The organism is Nocardia sp. CA-129566 (assembly GCF_050956075.1).
In the GTDB taxonomy this organism is placed as follows: Bacteria; Actinomycetota; Actinomycetes; order Mycobacteriales; family Mycobacteriaceae; genus Nocardia.
In genome coordinates this window covers 8,931,625-8,943,719 of record NZ_CP192085.1, presented here as the reverse complement: position 1 = coordinate 8,943,719, position 12,095 = coordinate 8,931,625, and the positions used below count along the sequence as shown (strand labels likewise).

General features: G+C 65.7%; 10 protein-coding genes and 1 pseudogene. 9 read left to right on the top strand and 2 right to left on the bottom strand.

The genetic code is table 11. The annotated features are described in order from the left end of the window. The first annotated feature begins 25 nt into the window (after positions 1-25). Together ACQP0C_RS39785 and ACQP0C_RS39780 are read left to right on the top strand one after the other, a co-directional pair. The gene (locus ACQP0C_RS39785; protein WP_433734790.1) at positions 26-1,282 is read left to right on the top strand and encodes a pyridoxal phosphate-dependent aminotransferase; all 1,257 of its coding nucleotides are present in this window, start codon (positions 26-28) and stop codon (positions 1,280-1,282) included. A 477-nt stretch (positions 1,283-1,759) separates the two neighbouring features. Beyond that, positions 1,760-3,025 (top strand): annotated as a pseudogene (locus tag ACQP0C_RS39780) (YibE/F family protein); the annotation flags it as partial. Positions 3,026-3,573: 548 nt separating this feature from the next. On the opposite strand, the gene ACQP0C_RS39775 reads toward ACQP0C_RS39780, so the two are convergent. Together ACQP0C_RS39775 and ACQP0C_RS39770 are read right to left on the bottom strand one after the other, a co-directional pair. Further along, positions 3,574-4,863, bottom strand: coding sequence for an Hsp70 family protein (locus tag ACQP0C_RS39775; RefSeq protein WP_433728745.1), 1,290 nt, complete (start codon positions 4,861-4,863; stop codon positions 3,574-3,576). 195 nt (positions 4,864-5,058) lie between these two features. Next, the gene (locus tag ACQP0C_RS39770; protein WP_433728743.1) at positions 5,059-6,381 is read right to left on the bottom strand and encodes a UDP-glucose dehydrogenase family protein; all 1,323 of its coding nucleotides are present in this window, start codon (positions 6,379-6,381) and stop codon (positions 5,059-5,061) included. Positions 6,382-6,531: 150 nt separating this feature from the next. Here ACQP0C_RS39770 and ACQP0C_RS39765 point away from each other — a divergent pair, with 150 nt between their 5' ends. The 7 genes from ACQP0C_RS39765 (at position 6,532) to ACQP0C_RS39735 (ending at position 12,053) form a co-directional block, all read left to right on the top strand. Further along, a complete protein-coding gene (locus ACQP0C_RS39765) occupies positions 6,532-7,077 on the top strand; it encodes a YdcF family protein (protein WP_433728741.1) in 546 nt (181 codons plus the stop codon). A gap of 161 nt (positions 7,078-7,238) precedes the next feature. Further along, positions 7,239-8,468, top strand: coding sequence for an acyl-CoA dehydrogenase family protein (locus tag ACQP0C_RS39760; RefSeq protein ID WP_433728739.1), 1,230 nt, complete (start codon positions 7,239-7,241; stop codon positions 8,466-8,468). Beyond that, a complete protein-coding gene (locus ACQP0C_RS39755; protein ID WP_433728737.1) occupies positions 8,468-9,616 on the top strand; it encodes an acyl-CoA dehydrogenase family protein in 1,149 nt (382 codons plus the stop codon). Before ACQP0C_RS39760 ends, ACQP0C_RS39755 begins: the two co-directional genes overlap by 1 nt. A gap of 2 nt (positions 9,617-9,618) precedes the next feature. Continuing rightward, the gene (locus ACQP0C_RS39750) at positions 9,619-10,209 is read left to right on the top strand and encodes a QsdR family transcriptional regulator (RefSeq protein ID WP_433728734.1); all 591 of its coding nucleotides are present in this window, start codon (positions 9,619-9,621) and stop codon (positions 10,207-10,209) included. A gap of 30 nt (positions 10,210-10,239) precedes the next feature. Next, the gene (locus ACQP0C_RS39745; protein ID WP_433728732.1) at positions 10,240-11,064 is read left to right on the top strand and encodes an enoyl-CoA hydratase-related protein; all 825 of its coding nucleotides are present in this window, start codon (positions 10,240-10,242) and stop codon (positions 11,062-11,064) included. 162 nt (positions 11,065-11,226) lie between these two features. Beyond that, entirely contained in the window at positions 11,227-11,694 is a 468-nt protein-coding gene (locus tag ACQP0C_RS39740) for a hypothetical protein (RefSeq protein ID WP_433728730.1), read from the top strand. Then, on the top strand, positions 11,691-12,053 hold the full coding sequence (locus tag ACQP0C_RS39735; RefSeq protein WP_433728728.1) for a hypothetical protein: 363 nt from the start codon (positions 11,691-11,693) through the stop codon (positions 12,051-12,053). Before ACQP0C_RS39740 ends, ACQP0C_RS39735 begins: the two co-directional genes overlap by 4 nt. Positions 12,054-12,095 lie beyond the last annotated feature (42 nt).

The window sequence follows — 12,095 nt, the reverse complement described above, 5'->3', positions numbered from 1 at the left end:
TTAACTGGTTGCACGGGATGGCACCATAGGACGGGTGAGTCCAAGCCATCTCCCGCATCACCCGCCGCGCACGCTGGAGCAGTCCACCAAGCTGCAGAACGTCCTCTACGAAATTCGTGGACCGGTACACGCGCATGCGGCACGGCTGGAGGCGGAGGGGCATCGCATCCTCAAGCTCAATATCGGCAATCCCGCGCCGTTCGGATTCGAGGCGCCCGATGTGATCATGCGCGACATCATCGCCGCGCTGCCGTATGCCCAGGGTTATTCGGAATCCAAGGGCATCCTCTCGGCCCGGCGCGCCATCGTGACCCGTTACGAACTGGTCCCCGGCTTCCCCGTACTCGATGTCGACGACGTCTACCTGGGCAATGGTGTCTCCGAGCTGATCACCATCACCATGCAGGCGCTGCTCGACAATGGTGACGAGGTGCTGATCCCGGCGCCCGACTATCCGCTGTGGACCGCCATGACCAGCCTGGCCGGTGGCACCCCCGTGCACTACCTGTGTGACGAGTCCAATGGTTGGCAGCCCGATATCGCCGATATCGAATCCAAGATCACCCCCAAGACCAAGGCGCTGCTGGTCATCAATCCGAACAACCCGACCGGCGCGGTGTACTCCACCGAGGTGCTCCAGCAGCTGGTCGACCTCGCGCGCAAACATCAGCTGCTGCTGCTGGCCGATGAGATCTACGACAAGATCCTCTACGACGACGCCAAGCACATTTCGCTGGCGACGCTCGCGCCCGATCTGCTCTGCCTGACCTTCAATGGGCTGTCGAAGGCCTACCGGGTCGCGGGCTACCGCTCCGGGTGGCTGGCGATCACCGGGCCCAAGGAGCATGCGGCCGGTTTCCTCGAGGGTATCGATCTGCTCGCCTCGACCAGACTTTGCCCGAATGTTCCCGCGCAGCACGCGATTCAGGTGGCGCTCGGTGGACATCAGAGCATCGAGGATCTGATCCTGCCCGGCGGGCGCCTGCTGGAGCAGCGCGATGTCGCGTGGGAGCGGCTGAACATAATCCCGGGCGTGTCGTGCGTGAAGCCGAAGGGTGCGCTCTACGCGTTCCCGAAGTTGGATCCGAACGTCTATGAGATCCACGATGATTCGAAGCTGATCCTGGATCTGCTGCTGCAGGAGAAGATCTTGATGGTGCAGGGGACCGGATTCAATTGGCCGAATCATGACCATCTGCGGATCGTCACGCTGCCGTGGGCGCGCGACCTCGCGGTCGCGATCGAGCGCTTCGGAAACTTCCTGTCGAGCTATCGGCAGTAGGGGATAGCGACCGCTCGGTCGCTAATTGCCCCGCTTTAGCGCGTCTCGGGCAACCGTGACGCCCTGCTTCTGGGTCCAAAACATACTCTGCGTACGAATAGTTGGGAGTTTTAGTTACTAGCTAGCGCTAAACGAGACTTTTTGTGTACAGTGTCTCTTGGCACTTCGAGTGCCCGGTCAAGTTGTCTACCCCCCCTGGACAACCTGACCTCGGGTTAGGCTGCCTACCCCCCTGGGCGCCAACCTGCGGGCGGCGGAGACATCCCCCTGCTCTCCGCCGCCCCCTCCCGCTTTTTCCATTCGGAAGCTTTACCGACGCCAGGTCGTTCGATGTCCGGTCCGCGAAGCCGATCTTGAAAATGAAATCCTTTAAGCTCGCACCCGGGACGACAGACGAAAAGGTAGGAGTCCGGTGAGCCAGCGACCGACAACACCGCGCGTGTCGCGCACTGCGTGGACGAGCGCCGAGGTGGCGGCATGAGCGACCATCACCACCATCACCACGACCATTCGGGTCCCATTGCCATCGGTGCGACCGCGGCACGCGTTGTCGTCGGGCTGCTCGCCGCGATCGGTGTCGTCGTCGTCATCGCCGCCATCGTGCTGTGGCCGAGCAGCCAGCACATCGATATCCCGCTGCCGATGCAGAATGCGGGCGGCGGCGCGGTGCAGACCGAGGCCGGAACCGTGGTGCTCCAGGATGTCGGTGCGTGTGGCAGCGGTTCGCAGGGCAAGGTGTTCATCGATAAACCCGAACAGCCGCGTGCTGCTGGCTACACCTGCCAGCGCAGTCTGATCAGCATCGATTCGGGTCCGCACAAGGGCAGTCGCACCCTGTTCGAAATCGCGCCCGGCCCGGGGCAGCCCGATCTGCACGCCGGTGACCACATCCGGATCGTCCGGCAGACCGACCCGAGCGGAATGCCGCTGTATTCGTTCGAGGACTACTCACGCGGGCTGCCGCTGACGCTGATCGTGCTGGCCTTCGTGGTCGTGATCATTGTGGTGGCGCGCTGGCGCGGGTTGCGGGCGCTGCTCGGATTGGTGTTCGCCTTCGCGGTGCTGGTGCTGTTCATGCTGCCCGCACTGCTGGACGGCAAGCCCGCGATTCCGGTCGCGCTGGTCGCGGGTGCGCTGATCCTGTATGCCGTGCTCTATCTCGCACACGGTGTGAATCTGCGGACCAGTTCGGCGCTGCTCGGCACCCTGACGTCGATGATCGTGGCGGCGGTGTTGTCCTGGGTGGCCATCAAGATCACGAATCTGACCGGGCTGTCCGAAGAACAGAACACCAACGTCGCCACCTACATTCAGCACGTCAGCATTACCGGTCTGCTGCTGGCCGGCTTCATTATCGGCTCGCTCGGTGTGCTCAACGATGTCACCATCACCCAGGCGTCGGCGGCCTTCGAACTCGCCGCCATCGACGAGTCCGCCTCGCGCCGTGAGGTTTTCGCCGCCGCCATGCGCGTCGGCCGCGACCATATCGCGAGTACCGTCTACACCCTGGTCCTGGCCTACGCGGGCGGCGCGCTCCCGCTGCTGCTGCTGTTCAGCGTCGCGGGCCGCTCCATCCGCGATGTTCTGACCGGTGATGCGGTCGCCATCGAAATCGCTCGCTCCTGCGTCGGCGGCATCGCGCTGGCCCTGTCGGTCCCGCTGACCACCGCCATTGCCGTCATGCTCGCCCGTCCGTTCGGTCACAAGCCCGAACCGGTGACCCCCGCCCGCCGCCACTCCCGGCACGCGAAGTCGGAGTCGGCGGGACCGGCCCGTCGCACCGGAGGGTCGTCGCGTTCGTCCGCGGCGTCCACCTCGTCCAGCGCCGCCGTCGCCGCCGATACGAGAGATACCGGACGCCAGCGGATCGACGAGTCGGGCACCGGCTCGCACCGGCGGGTCTCCTGGGACGAGCAGCCGAATCCCCGGGCGTACGAACGCAATCGCCGCTACCGCAGCGATCCGCAAGAGTACGCACCCGATTACGACACCGACCCCCGTGGCTATCGGACCCCCGACCCTCGCGGCGACGAAGGCTACTGGGGCGACGGCAGTTCCGGTTCTCGCAGGTAACCACCACTATCGCGGTCGACGACGACTACACACGCGATCGCACATGTGCCGTGAGCACGGCAAATGTGCTCAAAGGCGTTGTGCATCAGTTCGATCGGACCACGCGGGACGCAGCCCGATACCTCCTGTGGTAACTCCACGCCCCGCCCGACTTCGCGCGCTGCCGACATCCCGATCTGCCCTGCGGCCTGGCATCGTCCACCCCTGCCGCACCGGGCTCAGTGCGGCCCGGGTGCCGGGAAGGGGAAGATCTCCGGCGGAATGGTCGGCACCACGATCGGCGGAAGACCTGGCACGACAATGGTATTCGGGCCGGGTGTGGGGGACGGCTCCGTTGTCGTCGTCGTGCGGCGCGGGGGCGGTGCGGCGAGCGATTCGCTGGTCTCGGTGGTGCTGCCCGGAGCGACGGCGATCTGCGGGTCGAGGGTGGTGGTGCGCGGCGCGCTGGTCGGGGCGACCGAGGTGGGTCGGTCGCTGCTCTGCGAATCGCGCTCGAGGACCTGCGGGCCGTAGCCGAGTCCGAGTCCGATGGCGGCGACGACGGCCAGTGCGCTGACGGTCAGGACCGCGCCATTGATCTCCCGCTTGCTGCGGCGGCCCTTGGGCGGTGCGGATAGCCAGGCGGGGGAGAGTTCGTCGTCATCGAGCGGTCGACCCGCGACCGGTGCGTGGTGCTGCGGGGTGGCGACGACGGTGCGAATCGGACGGGCCAGCATGGCGGCGCCGCGGGTGACCACGGTCTCCGGGCTGTCGGGGACGATGACCGGTACACCCATCCACCGTTCGAGCACCTTGGCGATCAGCGGAATTCGGGCGCAGCCGCCGATCGCGAGCACACCGTGCACCGGACGGTCGGAGCGCACGATGACATCGCGCGCCATGCGTGCCGACGATTCGATCGCCAGCATGATGAGGGCTTCGAAATTCTCCTGGGCCAGCAGCACCAGACCCTGTTCGCTGGGCAGCGCCACCGCGGTATTGGTCGACAACTGTTCCTTGGCCTCGCGGCACAGCGCGTCCAGGGCGGCCAGCCCCGCCGAATCCGGCGGATGCGCGATCCGGCCGGAGGCGATCTGCTGTTCGCGGATCAGCGAATCGAGGTAGTCGCCGCTGATATCGCTGGTGCGCTCGCTGTGGCGGATCTCGCGGGTCTGGGTGTCGACGACACTGACCGTCAGTCCGGAGCTGCCGAGGTCGTAGACGACCAGTGAGGAGATGCCGCGAATATCCCCGGTGGACTGGGCGAATTCGAGCGCCGCGACGATTTCGGGCACCAGTTCGTAATTGGTGAGCTGCTGACGCGCCATGGCCGCCCGCAGCGCCCTGGCATGCTGCTCACTGCGATAGGCGATCGCGGTGGCCGCGATGCCGGGCATGGACTCCAGTGTGACGCCGATCGCCTCGGCCGCCAGCTCCTCCACCTGATGTTCGACAACTGGAATGGTCTGCAGATCGAAGGAATGCGGCGCAACGGGGCCGTGGGGGTTCCCGGCGTGTGGTCGTGCCATACGAACGGCACCGGCCCCCACCGAAACACCCAGAACCGAACTCATCAGCTGCCCATCCCGTTCACACATCACGACATGCGAGCCTGCGCCGCTCGTCGGTGGATTGGCCCGCCCTCGGGACCATACCGCCGACGTCCGACAGTGCCGAAGGCAGGACCTGGTCGCTCCGGCATCGCCCCCGCGTCGCAGGCAACTCTACGGTGTGCCGAGTCCGGCGTACACCCATCCAGCGGCTCTCCAGGTGGCCCGATTGAGACAGTTACGGCCATCGATGATCGACCGATTCCGGACCACCGGGTCGAGGTCTTGCGGACGCAATGTGACGAACTCGTCCCACTCGGTCAGCACCAGCACCACATCCGCGCGATCGCAGGCCTCCCGCACCGATGTCGCGTAATTCAAAGTGGGAAAGACTCGTCGCGAATTCTCCGCGGCCTTCGGGTCGTACACCGTCACCACCGCGCCGTGCAGCTGGATCATTCCGGCCACATTCAGCGCGGGCGAGTCACGGACATCATCGGATTCGGGTTTGAACGCCGCGCCCAGCACCGCGACATTGGCGCCGAGCAGCGATCCGCCGCAGGCCCGGGTGGCCATATCGACCATCTTGGTGCGGCGGCGCATATTGATGTTGTCGACCTCGCGCAGGAATGCCACCGCGTGATCGGCACCGAGTTCACCCGAGCGCGCCATGAACGCGCGGATGTCCTTGGGTAGGCAGCCGCCGCCGAAACCCAGTCCGGCATTGAGGAATCGGCGGCCGATGCGCGCATCGTAGCCGAGTGCGTCGGCCAGCATCGTCACATCCGCACCGGTCGCCTCGCAGACCTCCGATACCGCGTTGATGAACGAAATCTTGGTCGCGAGAAAGGCATTCGCCGAGACCTTGACCAGTTCGGCGGTGGCCAGATCGGTCAACAGGAACGGCACCTCGGCCGCGATCAGGTCGGCGTAGATCTCGCGCACCAATTCCTCGACCCAGGCCGCGCTGTCGCGCTCGCCATCCACACCGAGTACCAGTCGATCCGGGCGCAGTGTGTCCTTCACCGCGAAACCCTCACGCAGGAACTCCGGATTCCACGCCACCTCGACCTCGGCATCGGTGAGCGCCCGCGCCCGCACGCCCAATGCGGCCGCGGTCCCGACCGGCACCGTCGACTTCCCGACGATCACCGACGGCCGCTCCAGCAGCGGCGCGAGCGTATCGACCACGGCGTGTACATATTTCAGGTCCGCGGCGTACTCGCCCTTCTTCTGCGGCGTCCCGACCCCGAGGAAATGCACCTGCGCGTGGGCCGCCGCCTCCGCGTACGAGGTGGTGAACCGCAGCCGACCCGCATCGAGGTTGCGCCGCAGCACCTCCTCGAGCCCGGGTTCATAGAACGGCACCACGCCATCGGACAGCTTCGCGACCTTGCCCGGATCGATATCCACGCCGATCACGTCGTGTCCGAGTTCGGCCATGCACGCAGCGTGCGTGGCCCCGAGGTACCCGGTTCCGAAGACTGTGCATCGCATGATCGATTGATAAGACCCGACGATGGCCGCCGCTGGTCAGTGAGGCAAGGGTCTCGGCAACAGCAGATGTACAGGTGGCGACGAGAATCGTCGATGGCCCGGCTGACGTGCGCGAACTGCTCTGGCGAAGTGCCAGTTACCATCGATCTTGTGCGAGGCCGCCGCAAGATCCGGGCACGCAACGTCTGGTTGGTGCTCGGCGTTGCGCTGGTGGTTCTGATCGCGGGTCTGTGGCCGGTGTACGTCCGGCCTCGGATCGACGCGCCCGCGCGGGCCGATGCGATTCTGGTGCTCGGCGGCGCGCACGACGGGCGCGAAAAGCTGGGGCTGCGGCTGGCCAGCGCGGGTTACGCACCCCGGGTGCTGTTCTCCGATCCGTATGAGGACAGCGCACTGCTGAATCGAATCTGCCACAGCCGCTACAGCTTCCAGGTCACCTGCTTCGATCCGTCACCGCGCACCACCCGCGGCGAAGGTCGTGAACTCGCCAGACTCGCCGCCGCTGAGAACTGGCACCGCGTCATCGTCATCACCTTCACCCCGCATATTTCGCGGGCCCGCTACGTCCTCGGAAAATGCTGGGACGGTGAGCTTCTCATGGTGGACCCGCAACCGCACATCTCGATTCGGCGCTGGGCCTACGACTACGTCTATCAATCCGCCGGTTACATCAAGGCCCTATACGAAGACTGCTAGCGCCGCGCCATCAGGGGTTGCGCGGCTCGTTCGAAGCGGCTCGGGCAGCAAGTGCTGTCGGGCGACTTCAGTTTGATTTCGGGGTGAGACAGTCGTACATTGTGTCTCGTGGGGCGTATGGCCGCACCGATGCGAAGACGCATATCCCTCCGGGAGGGCAGATGGATTACGACTGGTCAGCGGCCGATCTGGCCTTCCGCGACGAGGTTCGCGCATTTCTCGACGAGAAGCTGACACCGGAACTACGGCGGGCCGGGCGCTTGGCGACGAGTGTGTATCCGGACCATGAGGCCAGCATGCGGTGGCAGCACATCCTGCACGAGCGCGGCTGGGCCGCGCCCGCCTGGCCGGTGCGACACGGCGGCCGCGATTGGAGCCTGACCCAGCACTACATCTTCAACCGCGAATCGACACTTGCCGGTGCGCCGACCCTGTCGCCGATGGGGATCAGAATGGTCGCGCCCGCGATCATCGCCTTCGGCACGCCGGAGCAGCAGGACTTCTATCTGCCGCGCCTCCTGACCGGGGAAATCTTCTTCTGCCAAGGGTATTCGGAGCCGGAGGCCGGATCGGACCTGGCATCGCTGACCATGGCCGCCGTCGATGACGGCGCGGATTTCGTGTGCACTGGCAGCAAGATCTGGACAACCCATGCGACAGAGGCGAATTGGATCTTCTGTTTGGTGCGCACTTCACGCGAGGGCAAGAAGCAGCAGGGCATCACCTTCCTGCTGATCGATATGACCACGCCCGGCATCGAGATTCGCCCACTGGTGATGACCTCCGGCGAACAGGTGCAGAACCAGGTCTTCTTCGATAACGTCCGGGTGCCCAAGAGCAATGTGCTCGGTCGCATCGATGACGGTTGGACCGTCGCGAAATATCTGCTGGTCCACGAGCGCGGTGGCGCGGCCTCACCGATGCTGCAGGTCATGGCCCAGGAGGCGGCGACCGCGGCGGCCGGGCAGACCGGACCCGACGGCAATCCGCTGATCGATGACGCGGTATTCGCGGCGAAATTGGCGCAGGCCCGAATTCGCACCGAGGTGCTCGAAATCCTGGAGTACCGCACGCTTTCGGCGATGGCACGGGGCAAGAACCCCGGCCCGGCCTCCTCGATGCTGAAAATTCTGGCCACCGAGTTGAGTCAGCAGCTCACCGAATTGGCGCTGGAGGCGGCCGGTCCGCGTGGTCGGGTCTATCAGCCGCATGCCACCGAACCCGGCGGGCCGATCGCCGAATTCACCCCGCCCGCGGACGGCTATCACAGCGGTGAGGACTGGCAGGCGGTCGCACCGCTGCGCTACTTCAACGACCGCGCTGGCTCGATCTACGCGGGCAGCAATGAAATTCAGCGAAATATCCTCGCCAAGGCAGCATTGGGGCTCTGATGGACTTCACCTTCACCGATGAGCAGGAACTCCTCCGCGATGCGGTGGCCGGATTCCTCGGCGCCCGCTACGAATTGGAGAACAGTCGCAGCGCGGCGAAATCCGATATCGGCTGGCAGCCGGGGGTCTGGCGCGGATTCGCCGATGAGCTGGGCATTCTCGGGGCCACGCTGCCCGAGCGGGTCGAAGGTATGGGCGGCGGTCCGGTCGAGCTGATGATCATCACCGAGGAACTCGGCCGCGCGCTGGTCGTCGAGCCCTTTGTCGACACCGTGGTCGTCGGCGCGGGTCTGCTGAATCGCTGCGGCGGTGAACTCGCCGATTCGGTACTGCGACAGATCGTTTCCGGTGCCGCGCGGACCGCCTTCGCCGCATGGGAGCCGACCTCGGGGCAGACGCTGCACGACGTATCGACCACCGCGCGCCGCGATGGTGATTCGTGGTTGATCGACGGCGTCAAGACCGTCGTGACCAGTGCGCCGCTGGCGACCCATCTCCTGATTACCGCGCGCACCGCCGGTGCTCGGCGCGATAAGGACGGCATTTCGCTGTTCCTCACCGAATTCGACGCCACGAATCCGCCCGCCGGTGTGCAAGTGCATTCCTATCGGACGATCGATGACCGGGTCGGATCCGACATCACCTGCACCGGCCTCCGATTGCCCGCGGCCGCGCTGCTGGGCGTCGAGGGCGCGGCGTGGGACGCGATCGACGTCACCGTGGACGAGGCGATCGCGGCGATCGCCTCCGAGGCCGTCGGCTGCATGCGGAAGGTACTGGCGGACACCGTCGAATACACCAAACAGCGGCAGCAATTCGGCCAGCCGATCGGCAGTTTCCAGGTGCTCCAGCATCGGATGGTCGATATGTACATCGAACTCGAGCAGGCGATAGCCGCGGTGTACCTGGCCGTCTATTCGCTGGGGGCGGCCCCGGCGGACCGAGCGCGTGCGGTCTCGGCCGCGAAGGTCACCATCGGCCGGGCCGCGCGATTCATCGGGCAGAACGCGGTGCAATTGCACGGTGCGATGGGTATGACCGAGGAACTGGCGATCGGCCACTACTTCAAGCGGCTGACCGCTATCGAGCACGAATTCGGTTCCAGCGACCAACATCTGGCCCGCTACGCCGCGCTGACGAGGCCATAGTCGTGTCCGACGCCGCGGACTCGTCGGTGGCGCTATCGCCCAAGCCCGTGCGCGAGGACGTGATCGACCTCGCGCACCGCTGGTTCCTCGACGGCCGCCGCATCGATATGCGCCAGTTGGCCCGCGAGCTGGGCATCGGCCGTGCCACGCTGTATCGCTGGTGGGGCAGTAGGGAAGTGGTGATCGGCGAGGTGGTGTGGCGGATCATCGAGGAGGCGATCACCCGGGTCGAGGCGCGCGGATACGGTGCGCCCGCCGAACGTTTCGTCCGCAATTTCGGCAAGCTGGCCGATACCGTGCGCACCTTCGAACCACTGTCCCGATTCGTCGCCGACGATCCGGAGTACGGCCTGCGCGTGCTGACCTCCGGCTACAGCGTGGTCCAGGGCCGCATGATCGACTGGGCCGCGGCGCGTTTGGCCGGACTGCCCGATCTCGACCCGCGCATCGAGATCCGGGATCTCGCCTACGCGATCGTGCGCCTCGGCGAGGCCTTCGTCTGGAGCGATGTCATTACCGGCGATCCGCCGCGATCGGAAAAGGCCACCGCCATGGTCGAACTGCTCGTCTCCGCCGCATCCGGCAAGCACTGACCCGCCGCGCCAACCTTTCAGGGAGTCGAATTGTCCTACAACACGATCACCTACCGCGTGACGGACGCGGTCGCCACCATCACCCTCAACCGACCCGACGCCCGCAATGGCTTCACCACCGAAATGGCCGATGAACTGGGCGCCGCCTTCACCGCCGCCGATCGCGACGATGATGTGCGCGCCGTGGTATTCGCCGCGGCGGGAAAGGATTTCTGCGTCGGCATGGATCTCACGGCGGGCGGCTCCGATGAGGACGTCACCGCGCCCGGCTGGGTCGAGTGGTCCACCCGTGTGGTCCGGCCGATGACCGACCTGAATAAACCGGTGATCGTCGCCATGCAGGGCGCCGCCGTCGGCGTCGGCCTGTCCATGACGCTGGCCGCCGATTTCCGCCTCGCCGCAACGGATTCCCGCTTCGGTTTCGTCTTCGCCCGCCGCGGCCTGTTTCCGGAGGGCGGATCACTGTGGTTTCTCCCGCGCATTGTCGGCCTGGCGAAGGCCAAGGAATGGATGATCACCGGCCGCGTCTTCGGTGCCGATGAGGCGCTGGCCGCGGGCCTCGTCACCAGTCTGCACGCCCCTGACGACCTACTTCCCGCCGCGCACGCCCTCGCCGCCGAACTCGCCACCCAGGTGGCCCCGGTCTCGATAGCCGCCATCCGGCGCGGTCTGGTCGCCATGTCCGGTGACAAAACCCCCGAAGACGTCTTCACCCTCGACGCCCGCCTCATCTCCTACGCCTTCTCCAGCGCCGACCTGCGCGAAGGCATCATGTCCTTCCTGGAAAAGCGCCGCCCCGCCTTCACCGGCAAGGTAGCCACCGAACTCCCGTCCCTCGACGACTGGTTGACGTAGGACCGGGTTGTACTGAACACAAATCGGCCCGGGTGCGCAGTGCGCACCCGGGCCGATCAGGCCACCGCCGAGGTCGAACCGTTCGTCTCCGCCGCATCCGGCAGGCATGGCACCTGACTTATCGCCGACCGATATCAGAACTAGTTCTGATATCGTCAAGACATGAGCGTGACAGCAACCTGGTCGGAGTTCCTACGCGACCCCAACCGGGTCATCGAGGCGATGGAGGAGCACGGAGATGTGGTCCTCATGCGCCGTTCCGCGCCTCCGGTACGGCTGTCCGATGCTGCCGCGGCGGCAGCGGAGGAGGCGACGCTCGGGGCACTCACCCAGTTGCTCGCGATCGCGTTGGACGATGAGACGCTGGAGCGACTGGTAGGTCGACTCACGATCGCCTTCCCATGGATCGAGTTGCTTCCCGCTTCGGAGCGCCCCGAGTTCGTCGCGGACTTCCTCAACAACGCCCGCGGTGGTCTCGCGGTTGGCAGGCTCGATCGACTGACGACAACCTTGGCGGCGTGGCGGGATACCGCTACCGCTTATGCGGATCCCAGGATCCGGGCCGACGGCTCGGATCTGCAATATCTGGAAGTGCCTGTGTCGGTGCCAGCTCCCGATGGTGGCGAGTGAGCAGACGACGCGATGTGGTGCCGCGACCGCTCAAACGTACCGAGTACGAAATCGTCTTCATCACCACCGAGGCGCAGAAAGGCTGGACCGACTGTGTCGCTGCCGCGCGAAACGCCCTGGTCGAAGCCTGGGACACGCTGACTCGGGAACCAGATCTGCAGTCGCCGCGGCTCTACCCCCTCAAGGGCGAGTTGCGATATGGGACCTATCAGGGACGGACCTTCGAGCGGTATCAGTACAAGTTCACCGATGGCGGCAGACTCTGGTACTTCGTCGAGCCCGGGGAGAAGGGCGGCAAGACAGCCGGGCGGGTCTTGCTCGAACGCTGTCTGACCGGACATCCGAAGGAGACCGAATGACGGCGTCCAGCGCCTGAACAGCGATCGGCCCGGGTGCGCAGT